At 37.0% G+C, this 19,394-nt stretch carries 12 protein-coding genes and 1 pseudogene; 12 read left to right on the forward strand and 1 reads right to left on the reverse strand.

Going from position 1 to position 19,394, the window contains the following annotated elements; genetic code table 11:
* Positions 1 to 171: 171 nt before the first annotated feature.
* The 10 genes and pseudogenes from EL29_RS10925 (at position 172) to EL29_RS10970 (ending at position 15,661) form a co-directional block, all read left to right on the forward strand.
* Positions 172 to 5,685, forward strand: coding sequence for a DUF3320 domain-containing protein (locus EL29_RS10925; RefSeq protein WP_028715367.1), 5,514 nt, complete (start codon positions 172 to 174; stop codon positions 5,683 to 5,685).
* A gap of 137 nt (positions 5,686 to 5,822) precedes the next feature.
* Positions 5,823 to 6,305 (forward strand): annotated as a pseudogene (locus EL29_RS10930) (restriction endonuclease); the annotation flags it as partial.
* Between the two features lie 1,209 nt (positions 6,306 to 7,514).
* Entirely contained in the window at positions 7,515 to 7,730 is a 216-nt protein-coding gene (locus EL29_RS10935; RefSeq protein ID WP_071999622.1) for a hypothetical protein, read from the forward strand.
* Positions 7,731 to 7,795: 65 nt separating this feature from the next.
* Positions 7,796 to 8,932 (forward strand): HesA/MoeB/ThiF family protein, encoded by a 1,137-nt coding sequence (locus EL29_RS10940; RefSeq protein WP_028715370.1) that lies wholly within the window; start codon positions 7,796 to 7,798, stop codon positions 8,930 to 8,932.
* Positions 8,916 to 9,998: a HesA/MoeB/ThiF family protein gene (locus EL29_RS10945; protein ID WP_028715371.1), complete on the forward strand. Its 1,083-nt coding sequence runs from the start codon at positions 8,916 to 8,918 to the stop codon at positions 9,996 to 9,998. Before EL29_RS10940 ends, EL29_RS10945 begins: the two co-directional genes overlap by 17 nt.
* A 4-nt stretch (positions 9,999 to 10,002) precedes the next feature.
* Positions 10,003 to 12,132 (forward strand): ATP-binding cassette domain-containing protein, encoded by a 2,130-nt coding sequence (locus EL29_RS10950; protein ID WP_028715372.1) that lies wholly within the window; start codon positions 10,003 to 10,005, stop codon positions 12,130 to 12,132.
* A 542-nt stretch (positions 12,133 to 12,674) separates the two neighbouring features.
* Positions 12,675 to 13,916: a relaxase/mobilization nuclease domain-containing protein gene (locus tag EL29_RS10955; RefSeq protein WP_050442532.1), complete on the forward strand. Its 1,242-nt coding sequence runs from the start codon at positions 12,675 to 12,677 to the stop codon at positions 13,914 to 13,916.
* A gap of 222 nt (positions 13,917 to 14,138) precedes the next feature.
* Positions 14,139 to 14,780, forward strand: a complete 642-nt coding sequence (locus EL29_RS10960; RefSeq protein ID WP_033766020.1) for a DUF4755 domain-containing protein — start codon at positions 14,139 to 14,141, stop codon at positions 14,778 to 14,780.
* A gap of 28 nt (positions 14,781 to 14,808) precedes the next feature.
* Entirely contained in the window at positions 14,809 to 15,141 is a 333-nt protein-coding gene (locus EL29_RS10965) for a hypothetical protein (protein ID WP_028715374.1), read from the forward strand.
* A 193-nt stretch (positions 15,142 to 15,334) separates the two neighbouring features.
* Positions 15,335 to 15,661, forward strand: a complete 327-nt coding sequence (locus EL29_RS10970; RefSeq protein ID WP_152548267.1) for a hypothetical protein — start codon at positions 15,335 to 15,337, stop codon at positions 15,659 to 15,661.
* Here EL29_RS10970 and EL29_RS10975 read toward each other — a convergent pair.
* Positions 15,649 to 16,440, reverse strand: a complete 792-nt coding sequence (locus tag EL29_RS10975) for a DUF4225 domain-containing protein (RefSeq protein ID WP_028715376.1) — start codon at positions 16,438 to 16,440, stop codon at positions 15,649 to 15,651. The two genes, EL29_RS10970 and EL29_RS10975, sit on opposite strands and share 13 nt — an antisense overlap.
* A gap of 82 nt (positions 16,441 to 16,522) precedes the next feature.
* On the opposite strand from EL29_RS10975, the gene EL29_RS10980 reads away from it, so the two are divergent.
* Positions 16,523 to 17,005 carry an Hcp family type VI secretion system effector gene (locus EL29_RS10980; RefSeq protein ID WP_028715377.1) on the forward strand — a complete coding sequence of 161 codons (483 nt, stop codon included), beginning with the start codon at positions 16,523 to 16,525 and terminating at the stop codon, positions 17,003 to 17,005.
* Between the two features lie 89 nt (positions 17,006 to 17,094).
* A complete protein-coding gene (locus EL29_RS10985) occupies positions 17,095 to 19,350 on the forward strand; it encodes an nSTAND3 domain-containing NTPase (RefSeq protein WP_028715378.1) in 2,256 nt (751 codons plus the stop codon).
* Positions 19,351 to 19,394 lie beyond the last annotated feature (44 nt).

Raw genomic sequence — 19,394 nt, forward strand, 5'->3', positions numbered from 1 at the left:
TTAAGTGCATGATTTTTATGTGTTAAAAAATACAAAACAATATTAATTAGAAAATTCTTAATTTTCATATCAAAACACTCTAATATGTATAGAAAAATTTTAGTTACTTAGCTATAAAGTGATAATGCACTGATAAGCAAGGTAAAATCCTCAATTCAAAGGTTATGCGTAATGGACGAAATTGAAGGCTCACTTTACAAAAACTCAAATCTGTCACTCAGCCAGAAACTTGAAAAGTCGCGAGCAGAGTTACTCGATCTAACAGCTAGAAATCGTTTACTTAACATACCAAAATCAAAGACTACAAAATTTTTGGAAGTAGTTAATGAAAGATCTGACATTTTGTTCAAGATGCTTTTTGAAGAGGGCAAGCCGTTTACTTTTCTTCATGGTCGCGAAGATAAAAAGACAGATGAAAACAACGAGAATAGTGAGACAGACTCAGAGTCCGAAGATATTATTTTCTTAGATGATTCCGAAACCAACCATAATGATACAAAACTCCAGACCAAGCTCACGCCAAAGACATTACAAAAAAAGCTATTAGATTTATATTATGACTCAAAAACCCTTGAAGAAGAACAAGGCGTAAACATCCTGTTTCTGTCTCTAGGATCGCTTAAATGGATAGATCCTAATAATAAAGCAAACATACGCCACGCCCCTATTTTATTACTACCAGTTGAATTAATGCGAGCAAAAGCAGGAGAACGCTTTAAAATTAAAGTCAGGGATGAGGACATCATTAGCAACCTGTCACTTGAAACATTCCTCAGCCGTGTTCACCAAATCACCCTACCTCCCCTGAGTATCGATGAGGATTTTTCTTTAACGAATTATTTCGCAGAGATAAAACAAGCTATATCATTGAAAGAAGGTTGGGAAGTATTAGAAAATGAAGTCAATCTAGGTCTGTTTTCCTATGCTAAATTTATGATGTATACAGATTTAGATCCTGATAACTGGCCTTCAGATTCAAAGATTACAGATCAGGAATCAATAAAGTGTCTTTTAGAAACAGGCTTCTCTGGTGGTGAGTTAATCTCTGACGACATTGTAATTGACTCAGTCATTCCCCCCAGAGAAATGCTTCATATTTTGGACAGTGATAGCTCACAGACTCTTGCCATTCACGAAGTACGTAATGGTAAAAGCTTGGTTATTCAGGGTCCTCCAGGAACTGGTAAATCTCAGACAATCGCAAACATCATAGCTTCAGCTGTCGCAGACGGTAAAAAAGTATTGTTTGTAGCTGAAAAAATGGCGGCCCTTGAAGTAGTCAAGCGCAGACTTGATCAGGCGGGTGTCGGAGATGCTTGTTTGGAGTTACATAGCAACAAAACCAACAAAAGAGCATTCCTTGAAGAACTGAAGCGAGTCTGGGAACTTGGTTCACCTCGGGGAGAATTTCCAGATACATTAGTCAATAATCTCACAGAAAGCAGAGATATCCTCAACAATCACCCCGCAAGAATTCATAAAACGTACATGCCATCTGGGTTAACACCATATAAGGTTATGGCGCAACTGGTACGTCTCAGACAATCAGGTTTTGATCCTAACGATTATAAGCTTAGCGGGTATGAATCTTGGAGTAACGACGATTTATCCAAAAGACATGCACTTATTGATGAATTAATTGAAAGGATAATTGATATTGGCATTCCTGATTCGCACCCATGGAATGGTATCGATAGAACTGAGATACTTCCTAGTGAAGTTGAAAGACTCACTGCCTCATTAACGAACCTGAAGTCTGAACTTTCAGATTCTATTGAAGAGTCTATCAATCTTTCCAAACTTACCCATGAAGCCTATCATATAGGCTCATTAAAAGAGTTACAGGAATTCATTCTAATAGCTGAATTAATTAACTCAGCGCCTAATTTATCACCTGAATCATTAAGTTCGCCATTATGGGCCACTTCTAAAGATGAGACAAAGACGTTAATTGAAACTGGATTCTCATTTAAAGAGCTCTACAGCAAGCTTGAAAAAGAATTGCATGCAGACAAATTCAACACCGAGGTCGCCAGCCTTTCAGAAGGCTATCGAAAGCTACCCAAAGATATTAATATAAATGCTTTTACTGCTGCGTATAAACTGAAGAAACTTACACCTAAGATCTTAAAAGAGTCTTCAAGATTACAACAGGAGTTGGGTTCAAAAATAGGATTCTCTAATTTAAATGAGATTGAAAGTCTTATTGAGTTGGGAGAAAGTATTACTCAAGCTCCAAATGTAAGTCCAGAAGCATTCATCGCCACTGTCTGGGAAGGTGGTATTGAAAAAGCGGCAAGTCTGGTTGCAGACATTAAACAAATTAGTATTTATAAACAAAAAATCAATCTCATCTTTGTTGAAAAGGCGTGGGAAACAGATGTAGAAAGCACACGAAATAGCCTTGAAAACAACACTGGCGCTTTTAAATTCCTTAATAGCGAATGGCGAAAGTCGAAAAATCTTACCCTTTCATTGATAAATGATAAAGGTTTGACGATCCCTCAGCAGGTTGAGTACCTCGATCTGTTGATAAAAGCTCAGAAATTGAGAAAATCCATCATTGATTTGAATGAGTTCGGACAGTCTGCATTTGGTTCAGACTGGCGAGGTGAGAATAGCGATAGTGAATTGCTGAAATCACTTGTCGAATGGATGCGAACCTTACGTGGTATCAACTCTGAAGCCCGAATAATTGCAAGTCGCCTCTCCAACAAAGACGCCTTAGCATATCAAGTGAATCAGCTTAAAAAACTCACCCATGAAGTTTTAGATGAAAGCCGTATTCTTTGGGATTCATTGGGAGCCACGCCAGAAGAGTATTTTGATAACTATTATTCCGTTAAAAGCATTCCACTGGAATCACTCTTTGTAAAGTCTGACGTGCTAAGCACTATGGACTCCGCGTATAAAGATGTTTTCGTCAAAAATGAATCCTCTGTTTCCGATCGTATTGAATTGTTGAGTTTGTTATCAAACGCCCAGCAAAAAATGAATATCATTCATAATTTCGATAATTTAGCTCAGTCAACCATGTCTCCATTATGGTTGAAAGAAAACAGTGACTGGGATCTGTTACTTCAATCTCATTCTTGGATTGAATCAAATGATGACTTAAGAATTTTAGCGTCTAAAATAGATGACAAACAGGGTCTAGTTCATAAATCAAGAAGTTTGAGTGAGTCTATTCAAGCGCAGTTTGCCAAACTCACATCAGTGATTACTTCTCTTAAATCTTCCTATGGATCAATTTTCAAAAATGAAAATGTTCATGAAATACCCTTTAATCTAGTCTATGACAAGATTACTCTTTGGATAGATAATTCTGAACAACTTTCAAAATGGGTTGCCTGGCAAAACCGTGTAGAGCTGGCGAAAACATTTGGTATTTATCCATTAATCTCCGATTTGAGTAGTGGAGTTCTTTCCTCCGAACGTTTACTAGGTACTTTTGACAGAACTTATTTCGACTCAATTCTGTCTTTAATGGTCGAAGATGAGCCAGAACTGGCTCGTTTTGATGGTGATTTGCATTCAAGAAGAGTAGCAAGCTTCGCTGAGATGGATCTGCGAAGAATTAAAGCTTCGAGTTTTGAAGTCGTAAGAGCTCACCACAAAGCAATTCCCTCTAAAGTTGGCGTAGGCCCTATAGGTGTACTGCGGGGTGAGATGGCACGCAAACGCGGTCATATGGCGATTCGACAGCTCATGACAAAAGCTGGAGCAGCTATTCAGGCATTAAAGCCAGTTATGATGATGAGTCCTCTGTCAGTTGCCCAGTTTTTAGTGCCAGGTAAGCAGTCGTTTGATTTACTGGTAATGGATGAAGCCAGTCAGATCCAACCTGTAGATGCATTAGGAGCTATTGCACGAAGTAAGCAGATAGTTGTTGTCGGAGACGAACGTCAGTTACCTCCAACTTCTTTCTTCGCCAAAATGACAGGTTCCGCAGATGAGCAGGATGATGACGAGTCAGCACAAGTGGCAGACATTGAGAGCATACTGGGACTTTTTGTTGCCAGAGGGTTGCCTCAAAAAATGCTTCGCTGGCATTACAGAAGTCGTCACCAGTCATTGATTGCTGTGTCGAATAGTCAGTTTTATGAAAACAAGCTTTTTATAGTTCCCAGCCCCTATACACAAGAAGCAGGTATGGGCCTGCGTTTCCATAAAGTTGAAGATGGCGTATTCGAATCTGGAAGCAATGCAAATGAAGCAAAGCGCGTAGCAACAGCAATTCTCGAACATGCAAGAAGCCACCCTCATTTATCTCTAGGTGTGGCTACCTTTTCTGTTACTCAGAGAAAGCGTATTCAGGACGAGCTTGAAGTGCTTCGCAGGCTGAACCCTGAGTTCGAGGATTTTTTCTATGCGCACCCAAGCGAACCTTTTTTTGTTAAAAACCTTGAAAACATTCAGGGTGACGAACGCGACGTCATTATCCTTTCTGTTGGATATGCCCGAAATCCACAAAACTACATGGCAATGAGATTTGGTCCTCTTGGAGCAGAGGGTGGTGAAAGACGCCTGAACGTTCTTATCAGTCGAGCTAAAAGGCGTTGCGAAGTTTATGCCTCAATCACTGACGAAGATATCGATCTTGAAAGGGCTAAGGGTAGAGGTATTTTCGCTTTTAAACTTTTCCTGCAATATGCAAGAACTGGACGCTTGTCAGTTGCAGAACAAAGTGGCCGTTCAATGGACAGTGTGTTCGAAGAACAGGTTGCAAATGCTCTGCAAAAAGAAGGCTTCCAGGTCCATCCCCAAGTTGGCATTGCGGGTTTCTTTATTGATTTAGCCATTGCCGACCCTGATATGCCGGGTCGCTACCTTATCGGGATTGAATGCGATGGTATGACGTACCACTCTTGCCGTTCTTCAAGAGAACGAGATCGCCTACGTCAGGCAGTGCTTGAGGACCATGGTTGGATCATTCACAGGATTTGGAGCACCGATTGGTTCCAACGCCCCGAAGAGCAACTACAGAAAACTCTCTCTGCTATTCAGGCAGCTAAGAAAGAGCTCGAAAATCGTTCGGAAACTTCTCTATCCCGGTCAAGAGCTGTACCTGTCGAGATAGTGACAGTAGAAAGAGAGACCGTCACAGAGATTGGTCTTGAGACGATTGAAGGCAGTTTTAACGAAGCTGTGACATATGTTGAGGCGGTTCCTGTTGTTGACACAAGATTCCAGATTCATGAAACCCCAGTTGGCGTGCTCGCCAAGATAGTTGAGCAAATTGTTCTTGTGGAAGCCCCAATACATGTGAATGAAGTGATTACACGTGTCAGGTCAGCATGGGGTCTACAACGTGCAGGGGCCCGTATTGAAGCCATTGTTAAAGATGCGATAAAAATTACAACCTCAAATTCCTCATTTTGCCTGGAAGATGACTTTTTATACAATGATAGTCTTTCAATCACATTGAGAGACAGAACGAATGTTAAATCAGCAGGATTAAGAAAGTCGGAAAACATATCTAATAAGGAAATGGAGGCAGGAATCATTGAGATTATCAATAAAAGCTTCGGTGCTACCCAGGACGAGTTGGTCAATTCTGTATCAAGGGCCATGGGCTTCAAAGCTACAAGTGGTACTTTAAAAGGAATTATCACAACCGTTATTCAAAAAATGGAAAGTGATAATAAAATCGTTTTTAAAGAACCAATGTACTATATCATGTGATACTAATTTTGTGGCTTGCACTCTAAGCGCCGCTAAATGCATATAGTGTTGAGACACAAGAATATTATTCTCGTGTCTCACTTAATAAAAAGACTCAGTTAACTCACGGTTTTCACGAACAATATGGACAACCCTTTATGATTTATCAATGTTATTCATGTAGTAAGACATCTTTTGAAATTATTTGCCCATGGTGCTCTGGCGGAGTTCCAACGGCGACAAAATCATGGGGTACAAAAACACACATCCCCATAACCTCGGAAGAAATGATACCTATTAATCCTTCTTTTTATCCAGAATTCCAATATCAGTCAAAAGGAGTTATAAAAGACCTGTTCGGGAAAAAGAAAGAGCAATCCCAACTCAATAGTCTCCTTCAAAATGTTCTAGATAAATATGCAACGTTTAAGGATCCTTACTTCACAAATTTCATTTACACGACAAAATTTTCACATGATAAGCGTTCACAAAATAATTTGACTGAAGACAAAAGTACCTACTCTAATTTTGTTTTGTTTCGCGAAGTACTTGTTCGAAAGGGATTTAATGAATTAGAAGAGCTGCCAATGCTTTTGGACAAGCTTTTACTTACTACATCTTTCAATGCTGTATATAACGGGGTACGTACCTTGATGACTTGGAAAATTTAATACACTTTAAAAAAAACAATTTCTTCAAACTTTTGGTAAAGTGGAACGAAGCAATAAATTATAAAAAAAGGAAAAAGCATAACTGTAGCAGCAAGTAAACAAGATGCAATTATACTGATAAGAGATACGCTTTTATTATATCCAGCAAGACCCGAAACAAAAAAAGAGAGATAAACAATAAAAAAAATCAATCTATAAAATTCACTTTTAATAAAAATAAAAAAAATTTTCATAAATTCTCCTATTGAAGAGCACCTAAGCTTTATTGATAATCAATTATTTAATAAAATGATTGATTAATAGATAACATCAAATTTAAAACTGTCAACAAAAAATAAGAAAATAGTACAATTGTATTTATAGTCACAAAAAACAAAGCAAAATGGGGACTGTAATGCTTTAAAAAATTATTATTCAAACCCTTCATTACATTAAAAATATGCTCTCTTTTATTGGTGACCTTCATACACTTTGAATAAAATTATGCCAAACCGTAAAAGTGCCCCTATAAAAAATTTTTGACACGTTAATAAAAACTTGGTTAGCCAACCCAATATTAAGGAAATATTAAAAGTAAAATCGGCAGACTTTTTATTACCCCGTAAATATTAAAAGCATCTCCGCCAGTACATCAAATTAATAGTTATATCTTATCGGAGGCCATTTAAATACTCTGTAGATTTCAACCTAAACGCATTTAAAGCATACATGAGTCGGGTTTCTTTATTTCTTTGAAGCTATTTTTAACAACTATAACCTGAGAGATTCCGGACATTTTGAATCAATGAATTGCCGTATATTTTTCAATACAATAAGCTATAGTTAATATCAATTTTTATTTCATGGAAAATATTTAGAGTTAAAAATTCATGAATTTCATTGGTTGTCTAAATGTTTACAGATATGCTTTATTGCTGTTCGTGCCGTCCTTAGAGAACACCATACATAAGCAAGCAGGGAAAATATCGCACTCTATTCTATGGTTTACTGGCTATAAATTACTACTATATGATATTTATCAAATAATCTTTTGATAAAGTTCCTGTAATCTCATGACAATAACCTATAAACAATCCTTTGAAATCATCATTACTTAGATAAATATAGTTGACCGAGATTAGCGTTGAGTTTATTCTATATTTTCTTTTACACTTTAATATTCATTGAAGGATATTCAAAATGAGCCAGCTTTTAGATCTTACCTTTGAAGTAATAAAAAAGAATGTTATAGCTCAAAACAGTGCGGGTTGTAAGACTAACGGTACTAGTACTTGCTGTTCAACATACTGCACAGCAAAAAATTGTCGGGGTATTGAAAACGGGTCGGAAACTGAATCTGGAATGGATGCTTGGGATCAATACTTACAAATGAATGCAGGTGTATTACAATACTAATCACTCCAGCCCATTTTGCAGTCATAAATGGGCTGAACTTTTAACCACACTTAAATCAATACATTATGTTAAATAAAAAATTTTATTTACAACACACAGTGGATGTATACGTTACTGAACTGAAAGATGAAAAAGTTAGAATTACTTTTCATAGAATGACTACTCGTGAAAAAGTAGAAATCGTTACATCAAAAACAATTGCTGAATTTTTAGCTTTGTTAGATGGAAGAAAATCAGTCCAAGAAATACTAACTATGTTAGGGGCATTCGAACAATATTCAGCTAAAAATCTAATTGAATTTCTTTTAGGTCAACATTTGATTACTGAAGACAATGAAAACGTTGATGCAAAGTCTCGGTATGCTCGGCAAATTGCCTACCTTGATGATATGATATTTGACAGGAAAGGGCATGAAACACAAGAAATATTAGAGTCGAAAAAAGTCGCAATAATAGGTTGCGGAGCCGTTACGGGGAATATAGCAGAAAACTTAGCAAGAGCTGGCATCCTAAATTTCATTCTTGTCGACTTTAAAAATTTCAAAAAGTCTAATTTAAGCAGGCATATTTTTTCAAGAGTCTCAGATATAGGTAAAAATAAAGCTGAGGTCTTAGCTAATTATTTAATGAAAATAGACTCAAGAATTAAAATAGAATTTTACCATGAAAAACTTTTACCTAATTCCAATTTATCTAAATGGATTGATCAGGACGTTAATCTTGTAATTAATGGTTGCGATGAACCTTATATAGGTCACACATCTGTAAAGTTAGGACGATTTCTTCAAAAGAAAAATATTGCTTTATACGTTTCGGGCGGATTTGATGCTCACCTGATGAGTTCTGGAGAGTTAGTCTATCCTCCCAATACCCCCTGTATAGATTGCATTCAAAAGACATTCAGTAATGCATTAAGTGACTGGAAACCAATATATAGCAGGACAGATAATATTGAACCTTTAGTGAGCGACTTTAACAATAAAAATGATATACTTACGGAATATGTCATCGGTGGTCCTGGTGGCATAGCTTCGATGAGCGGGTACTCAGCATTTTTAAGCACTTTCAAAATAATTCACTTCTTGTCGGAAGACTCTCAATATAATTATTCAACCATCCGTTATGAATATCTTCCAAATAGCGGTGACCTAACAAGCTTTATATTATCAAAGCAAGGTGATTGTAATGTGTGTAATAGATAAGCTAAGATTACGAGAAAGCATTGGGATAATATCTCATGAATCCGGCATAGATTTCTTTAAATCAAATACTCGTGAAAATCTTTCATTAAAAATTAATTTCCCTGACATTGTTAATCTTTTAAATCAGTTTGATGGTAAGACATCCATTGAAAAAATTTCAGAAAAGCATGGGTTTATTGATGTAAAACAATTGAATAAATTAGCTTCCTATTTGAAAGAACAGTTTATTCTCATTCAACAAGACATGCCTTACCCTATCGAACTATTGGAAAGTGATTACCGCCTAATTAATTTACTAGAGGATTATTTCCATTCTACAAGTGACGTTGTTAAAGCAGTAGAGAGGCTAAAAAATTCGACAGTAATGATCATTGGATTAGGTGCCGTAGGTAGTATCATTTCTGCTTATTTAGCTAAAAATCATGTAAGTAATTTAATATTGGTTGATAGTGACATCGTTGACTTGAGCAACCTTCATCGACAATATTACTTTGAAAGTCATGTTGGTTTAGATAAAGCCACGGTTTTGAAAAAAGAATTAAAAGATATTAACCCAGACATTAATGCTATTATTATTTCGAAGTTTTTAACTTCCGATTTTTTTGAAGTAACTCAATTACCAAATAACATAGATTTGATAATAAACTGTTCTGATGAGCCAAGTGTTGATGCAACAAGTAGAATTATCGCTAAATATGCCATGAATCATAATATCCCGCATATTGTTGGTGGTGGTTATAATTTGCATCTTACATTAATTGGCCAGACTATAATTCCATTCCAAAGTGCTTGCTTCGATTGTTTTAAAACAGCTTTAAATTCAATTAACGACGATGATTTGAAAAACGTAAAAGCTTTAAATAGAAATAATCGCAAGCTTGGTTCTTTCTCACCTCTATCTGGAATAGCAGCAAGCTTGGCTTCTCTAGATGCATTCAAGATTCTTATCAACAGATATGATATGTTACAGCAAACGAACAAAAGGATAGAATTCAATTCAATAGATTTTAGTATGCAGATTATGGATATAACTAGAAATCCTAAATGTGAATGGTGCGGAGAGTGATCTAATGAATAGTATCCGACTTAATGGCGTGTCTACACATAATTTAAAAAATATAGATATTGAAATATATAAAAACAAAATAACAGCAATTTATGGTCGGTCAGGAGCTGGGAAAAGTTCACTCGCATTTTCTAGCCTATATAAACTATGTAGTGATGAATTTGACGCATTAGAGAATGGTTATGGAGAAAATCACGAATACGAAATAGAAAGTTACGCTGGTATTATACCGGCAATAGCCATTGCGCAATCGAATAATAATAACAACCCTAGATCTACTTTGTATTCATATTTGAACATTCCGCAAACATTATCGTTTCTTGCAAAGAAAAACAGTAAACATATTCCAAACTTCAAATTCCTAAAAATTAACAAGCCTGATAATGAGTGCCCTGTTTGCAAAGGCCTAGGTGAAATATCCTCTATTAATTCAAATGCAATTATTAATGAAAATCTAAGTATTGAAGAAAAACCCTTTTCTATTTGGAGGACAGGGACTTTTTCAGGTTTATATCATAATTTGTTACTATCTTATTGCCAACTTGAAAATATTAACATATCAATCCCTTACAAGAATCTTTCTGAAACTGTAAAGAGAAAAATTCTCTATGGTGTATCGGAATCGAGATTAGCTTTTAAATTTAAATATAAAGGTTCAACAAGACAAAGGCGAGCATATTATGAAGGTGTGATGATCTTTGCTCAAAGATTGGTAGGCCAAAAATCACTTGTAAATTCAACTATAAAAAATACCTGTACAGAATGTCACGGATCAAGAGTTAATCTTAACTATTATAGTAAAAATAACATCCGTGTTCTTGGATTTGATATGCTGGAATTTATGACGCTCTCTTTTTCAGACATCTTAGAGAGAATATCTAGCATTCCTGAAACTGATGAAATCAAAAAGATCCTTCAATCAATCTGTGAAATGAACTTAGGGTACCTTAATTTTTCACGTTCAATTCCTAGTTTATCAGGCGGCGAATTACAAAAGCTTAGATTTAGTCGATTACTCATTTCAAACATATCTGGCATTTTATTAGTCATAGATGAAATATCAGCTCAAATAAACAGGGAAGACTTCCCCAAAATATATGAAAAAATTATTAAACTTTCTTTAAATAACACTATTGTTTTAATCGAACATTCATCGTATTTCATTGATAATGCAGATTACAAAATACATATAGGAATCGAAGCAGGTGATAAAGGTGGGTACATTTGCCCGAGTGAAGACATTTCACCAATTAAAATGGACTTGAAGAGGCGCAAAACAAATGATTTTATTGAATTTAAGGCAATAACTAGAAATAATGTCATTAATCAGGAATTTAAAATCCCAAGAGGTTGCTTAACTGTCCTAACTGGCCCATCTGGTTCTGGAAAATCATCCATTGCAAAAGTGATAGAAGAAAATGAAAATGCTATTTATGTTTCACAGAAGACCTCAAACTTCAGCGGACGTTCTGTTTTAGCGTCTACGATAAAAATAAATACTCTTATAGCTGAATATTACTCCAAAGAGACAAATTTGGAACCAAAAAATTTTTTACTTTCAAAAGAAGCTGGTTGTAAATCCTGCGATGGCACAGGGATCATCAGGTATGAAAGAGGATATGATAAAGACATTTATTTGACTTGCCCAACTTGTGAAGGCAGTTTGTTTGATAAAAAAAGCGAAGGTGTTGAATTAAAAGTAAACGGTTTGAATATTGTTGAGTTTTACAATAAAGAAATAAAAGAGTTAGATTCATTATTGGAAAAGTCCAACCTACCGTTTCATAAAAACATTGAAACCATGGTTTCTCTAGGCTTAGGACACTTGAAATTAAATCGCAAAACTCAAACATTATCTGGTGGTGAATTACGTAGGATAAAACTTTGCGAGCATCTGTCCAGAAAAAAAGAAACAAAAAAAATACTTATTGTAGATGAGCCTGTAGCTGGATTAGATCCGGAAACTGCAAGCAAAGTTGCTGAATACATTTATAAAAAAACTCCATTATTTAATTCAGTTATTATTATTGAGCATAGACAAGAAATTATTGACCTCGCTGATTACGAGATCAAAATTGGCCCCTCCGCTGGCATATTAGGCGGGAAGATTTTATCACAAAATTATTTAGAATGAAGTGCCTGATTATATTAAGTAAATCCTTTAGAAAGCAAGGTCTAACTCAGCGAAGCTGAGTAGCCTTGCTTTTTCTGCTCTTCGATTGTAAAAGGTAGGTCAACCCCAAACCGTTGACATAATTCAGCTATCGGATATAAATGGATTAGGCATAAGGATTATGCTTATATTTAGAAAAGGAATTCCTATGAATAATATATGTCCCCCTCCCCTCGTAGAGAATCTACGTATACATTGCGTCAGCGTCAGACTTAATAATTCAGAGCTAAATGTTTTAGATCAAGAGCGTAAGCAACACGCTAAGGGTGAGTGGCTTCGCATGTGCCTGTTAAAGACCCAACCTCCTGTCGTTCCTGAGATCAACAGAGCAACATGGAAAATGTTTGGCGAGATAAATCACAGGCTTAATGAGATTGTTAACCACCTTAATGCAAAGCAGTCATGTAACCCTCTTACCAAGACAGAACTGTTCGCAGTAAAGCGGCAAATCACTGAGCTTCGCTCTCGCCTACTTACCGCTGATCTATGGAGTATCCCCTCTAATGAAGGGCATGCAGAAGATCAAACGAGGTAAGAGCTTTGCCGGAATTGTTCTATACGCGTTGAAACCTGGAACGCACCATAAAACCAATCCGATTGTTATCGGCGGCAATATGTTGGGCGCTTCTGCAACTGAGGTGATAGCTGAGTTCAGCGCTTCTGCTTCACTTCGTGCAGACGTTGCCAAACCGGTTTGGCACAACTCGCTTCGCCTACCTATCGGTGAATCACTCACGACAAAACAATGGGTGTCATTTGCTGACGACTACATGAATCGCATGGGTTTCAGTGATACGCACCTACGCTGCTATGTCATACATGACGATGAGGCCGGCCAGCACATTCATATCATTGCGAGCAGAGTGGATCTCATTGGAGGGAAGCTTTACCTGGGCAGGAATGAAAACCTGATCAGTACGCGAGTAATTCAGGAGCTTGAGATAGCGCATGAACTGACTAAAACAAAAGGTCCCTCGCCTTCACATAGCCCTTCCCCATCCAGTAAGCGTAAGAGGCTATCACGAAGTGAGCAACAGAAAGAGAAGCGCGAAGGTCAGCAAAGCCCCAAGACTTTCCTGCAGAATACTATCGATGAGCTTCTTGTAACTGCCAATGATATTCCTCGCTTCATTGAAGCACTTCGCGAGCACGACATAACGCCCATACCAAACATTTCCTCCACGGGCCGTATGAATGGTTTCTCCTTCGAATACTCAGGTATAGCTTTCAAAGCTTCGCAACTCGGTAAAGGGTATTCGTGGGCAACACTGCAAGAGAAGCTTAGCTACGAACCCGAACGTGACAATCCTCTGCTCTATGCTTTGAAAGCTTCGTCCATAGGAGATAATGAAACGAGTGCTTCAGAGTTAAAAGCTACAAAGGTAGCTATTACACCGTCATTACCATCTGCTTTAGAATCCGAACTTACGTCTCCTCCTATGTATGAACATGTAGTTGAAGCGTCAGAGACAACCGAAGCGCAGACACTGCTCGACATGACGCGTATGCTAAGCGAGCAAACCAGAAGCACTGACTTCTTCATGACAAGGGTATTGAGATGGCTGCTGAGCATTCCTTACCTGGACGCTTTCACAGACATGCTGAAGAAGACAGGCAAAACACTTCTTCACAGAAAATCCTCATTTTCGACAATTCATACAGTCCTCTCAGCTGAGCCTGAGTTATCTGACCTACCAGGCAGCAGCAAAATAGTGACTGAACGTACCGCAGTACCCTTTCGATAACCTCCTGTCTCAACGCAATTTTTCAGCCTAAGTTCTTATTTGCACAAATAATTGATCGTTTTTACAGATCGATAAACTATATAGGATAGCCAATAACTATCAAAAGGAGATCATCGATCGGTACAAGTGATTTGCTTAAGTTTTGAACTCGTTCAAAAATGCGTCGTAAAAGCAGTTACCAATCAGCAAGTTATGAATTACATAACCTCAAAGGTATATAAAATGGATACAGCGGCTTTGAATGACCAGAAAGTACGTAAACCTTCGTTCTTTCGTTCTATCAGGTTATGGATTGTTGTACTGGTGATTGTGTGGATATTGACTGATTCAAATCCTAAAGACACTGCAGGGTTCCTGTTCATGTGGACATTACCTGCCTTCTTCTTACTCCTTACGGCATATGTGTCATACACACATAAAAGAGCAAACGCGTCGACTATCGACCTGCTGAACGTCAATGACAACGGTCTGTGGATCCATGAGTTCCAGGACAGCAAAATGACCATTGATATGAATCGTGAGTTGCTAACTCTCGAGGCAGGTAAGCGTAAAAAGGCTTACAAGTTCAGTGACGTTAAAGGCTGGAGATACCACCTGGCTAATGGAGGAGAAATCGTCGCTTTCGATTTAGTGGGTATGGCAGGGGCTATAGGTCACAACAACCTTACCCGCCTTAAAAACTTCGAGAACTCAGGGTTCTTCATTGAAGTCAAAGACATCGAAATCCCAGAGTGGCAAATCAAATTTCACCCCCGTAAAGGCCGGTTCCACCATGAACGCGGGATCCGCGATACGGAAATGCAGTTAAAGCGGTGGTGTGAAATTTTTGATCAGACACTCAACAAAACCACAGCAACACAATAATCATCAATATCAAATAAGGGATTAAAAAATGAATAAAATTTCAACAGTTGCAGTCCTGTCTTTAGCAGTTTTGCTTACCGGCTGCTACAGCGAGCCATCCTCTTCCGAGATTCAGAAAGCTATGCAGGAAAACATTGACCACACAAACAAGCAAGCCAGACAACGGTTCGGTGAGAACAGCAAAGACATGCTCACGACTCTGAACAAAGCTGAGAAGGTTTCATGTAAGGAGTCAGAGTCAAAGGGGACATACCTTTGCAAAGTGGATACTGATATAACTCTACCAATGATGGGCGAGAAGCAAACTGTTGCTGAATTCAAATTCACCAAAAGTGATGGGAACTGGAAAGTATCACCTTAATTGAATCCAATAATTAACAATCTCACTTTTTACCGGAATTTAAAAGCATATATTTTATGCGCAAGTGTTAGCACCATGGAACCATTCTAAAAAATAAAAAACCAGAAGCCTTTCAGAGGCCTGTCACGTTTGTATGAAGCTTAAGTGATGAGTTATAATCAGACTATCGTAAGACAAATGAATGACGCTAATTATGAACAAAATGCAAATCGAAGAAATGCTTGTAAAAGAAGGATTTACACCAAAAGAAGTCTCTGTGATACGTCAGCATGCTGAGAAAGACGGTTATCCTTATCCCTGGCTCCTTTCACAGTTAAAGAAGAGATTCATAGTTGCAATGATATTAATAGCAATCCTTCTCGCAGGGCTCATCTATACCTTTCGCAGTGGTACACAAGAAAACCTTGTTTCGTATTCAATCACGCTTGTAGCAGGTTTCGTTATTTTATATATATTCGTCCCTTTGAAACCTGCATTTAAAGCTTACAGATTCATGAAAAAGCATGGTCACTCTTTGTAAGTATCAGAGATTGATTTAATGGCTGAAGCGTCATTATAGACTTCTATGAATAGCTCTTTTCTGCTCATTTCCTTAATACCGCGAACGTAGTCGGTATTAAGAAAATAGTAGAGCCGCCAGGCCTCAGGTTTTTGTACCAGACGTACTATGCCATAGAGAGACAGTGCCAGATCCATTGAACTGTATGCTAACTGCCCAACCCTCTGATCGAAGCCCAAAAACTCAGCTGTTGCTACATACCCCTGTTTGAGTAACCCCACACTATCAGTTTTGCCATACACCAGGTTTTCAACAGACTCCTGAAAGCCGTTAAGTCCATGCAGAACCAACATTCCTCCAAAGGCTGAACCTATGATTGTCCCTGACGCAAGTGAGGCACCAATCACTGATACACCGGCTATTACCTGCATACCGCTTAGCACTACCCCAACGCCATTGATCACATAGCCCCAAAAATCTCCATTCTTGACCAATTGTACCGAAGCATGAACCGCAGCTGTGCCTGCTCTGAGCATTCTGTCCTGAATCGTAAGGTATTCATTTTCCTTTTTGAGATTTTGGATGCACTCCTGACATTGATCATCAGTGGAGTCTGAACGGATAACGTTAAGCTGAGCGTTAACGAAAGCTTTGACGTTATCCTGAAACTGTAACCTATTAAATCCGTCTTTAAGATAGATGTGAGAAAGGTGATTAGCATTGCTTAGCAGCTGATTTGCCTCAGCATGAGCCATAGTCAGAAAGTAATCCTTGAATCGATCTGGTTTCCAGTAGTCCATGACTGTACCTTTATGTCATTATACGTATCGTTAAGTTTATTTAATCAGATTACCCTTCTCAGGGAAAGAAAAAGGACCAGTCATGAGTACAGATCTCTTCCTAAAAATTGATGGAATTACAGGTGAATCACTGGACAGTAACCATAAGGGCTGGATTGCTATTGAATCTTTCACATGGGGCGCGAACCAGCCAGGGAACATGTCAGTTGGAGGCGGAGGTGGTGCTGGAAAAGTTCAGTACCGCGATCTCTCGGTTCAGACCCTGATAGACAAAGCAACTCCAGCAATAATGCGCTATGTCTCTAACGGCAAGCATATTGGTAAGGTAGAGCTATCGGTATGTAAGGCCGGAGGGAGTCAAATCGAGTATTGCCGCATTACGCTTGAAGACGTTCTTATAACCAATGTCATTTTCAATGGCACTACAAACCGTGACTTGATAGGGGTCTCTTATCAGTTCCAGGCATCAAAAGTTAAAACACAATACTGGGAACAGTCAGCAAGCGGTGGCAAAGGTGCTGAAAGCCAGTCTGGGTGGGATATCAAAAGCAATAGCGAAATATGAAATATTAATTCTACAAACAGTTTATAAAAATCAATAAAAAGATAACTTAATTAAACCTCAATCCTTTTTATTCATATAGAGATTTTAAGATGAACAGCTATGATTTTTCAAGGTTAAATGATAAGGAATTCGAGAACTTAGTCATTGATATTATTAAGCAAGACTATAAATCTATTCAAAATATAGAAAGATTCATGGCCGGTAGAGATGGGGGTGTTGATGGAAGATTTTATTCAGGCAGTAATAATGTGATAATTCAATGCAAACACTATCTCAACACTCCATACAATTCATTATTGTTAAGCTTGAAAAATGAAGCAATAAAGGTGAAAAAATTAAATCCTTCAAGATATATATTAGCATTAAGTCAGGGATTAACTCCTCACCGGAAAAAGGAAATCATAGAAATTTTTGGAGAGGAGTATTTACGAAGTGATGACATATTATCCCTTGACGATATAACTCACAAAATAGGTGAATTCAAGCAGATAGAAAGGAAATACTACAAGCTCTGGCTAAATAGTACATCTGTATTAGCAGAAGTACTTCATAACGATGTAGTGGGTAGAAGTCGAGATGTTCTTGAAAAAATAAAAGAAAATATAGATAGGTATGTAAAAACAGACGATTTTGAAATAGCTGTAAATAGGTTAAAAAAATTGAATACTTTAATCATAACCGGAGCTCCAGGGGTGGGTAAAACTACTCTTGCTGAACAAATATGTATCGATTATGCTTTGAATGAATGGGAAGTTGTATATGTAGAAAGCGACATTGAAGAAGCTGAACGGGTTTTCGCCTTAGAGCGCAGACAGCTTTTCTTATACGATGATTTTCTTGGCAGGAACTATTTTGATGCATTGCTAAATAAAGAAGACTCAAAAATAGTAAGATTTATAAATAGAATTAAAAATAAGGAAGATAAAAAGTTTGTTCTTACATCGAGAACAACAATATTGAACCAAGGCAAGCGAACAAGCGAACTTTTTTATATTCATAATACTGAGCAACATGAATATGAAGTCGAAATAAAAAATGCAAGTCTTATTGACAAAGCAAAAGTATTATATAACCACATTTGGCTAAGTGAACTTCCAGAAAACTTTAAGGAGCAAATTTGGAAAGATAAAAATTACCGAAAAATCATTAGCCATAAAAATTATAACCCAAGACTCATATCTTTCATTACTGATATAAATAAAATTAAACGCCTTAAACCTGAAGAATATTGGGCATATATTATTGATAGTTTAAGTAACCCATCGAAAATTTGGGAGCATATGCTCACTAAACAAATTCCAAAATGTGTTTATTACTTAACAAACCTAGTGTCTTTAAACAACAAAAAAATAAGCGAGACACAACTTAGCTATTCTTATAACAAATTCTTATCTATCTTAAAATTAGATCATTCGCGAAGCGAATATATAAGTTTTGACGATTGTCGCAAACTTGCCGTCAAATCTACTTTACAACGAACTTTAGACCAAAACGATGTTGTTTATTATGATGTTTTAAACCCTTCAATATCAGATTGTTTAATATCAAATTTAAAATTTAATCAAGAATTGCTTCCTAACTACTTCCTTTCACTTAACTCTAATGAATCATTGCTTAACTTTAATACTTTATTGAAGGAAATAATCCCCGAGAGCGTTATTTCTGACATAGTTCTACAGTTTATCAAAGGGTTAAACGATAAAGAAATAAATTATAACATTAACTTCGTCAGCAACTTCCTTGACATATTTAGGGTTAATAAAGAAATAAAAAAAGCAACAGCTCTTTTTTTTATAAATGATATTATACCAACACTTGATCTTCGCACTCACTACGACCATAGAATAATGAGCATTATTTACTGGATTGCGTTAAACAACCCTACTTTGCTCCATGAAGATGAAATAAAAGAATATTTACAAGCTGCATTTCAAGCTATTAACGATAACATGGATTATGAGGACTTAAATTTATTGGCTTCATTATCATCCCTTCTCGATGAAGAAGAATTAGCAGAGAAAATAAAAAATGAGCTAATTATTTATTGGGAAGATACTGTACACGATTTCTTTAAAGATAGCAGCGACTTTAACGATTATTATGGAAGTGACGATGTACAGATTATTGAGTCAAGGGCGAAAGATATCATTAGAGATCTTTTAAGTGGAAGCTCTTTGCATTTTAGCGATAAGGAAGTTAACGATATAATTGACAACTTAGATGCTAGTGAAATAATAGAACGTAATGTGGAAAATTATCAGGAATGGGATGGGGAGAATTTTTATCGTGGGAAAAATGCTTATAATAATTATGATAATGTAGATGATTTGTTTGACAGAAGTTGATCGAGTGGCGTCAGGATATATATGCTCTGACCGCTTTAAAAAGA

It is taken from the genome of Pantoea ananatis LMG 2665 (assembly GCF_000710035.2).
Classification (GTDB): Bacteria; Pseudomonadota; Gammaproteobacteria; order Enterobacterales; family Enterobacteriaceae; genus Pantoea; species Pantoea ananatis.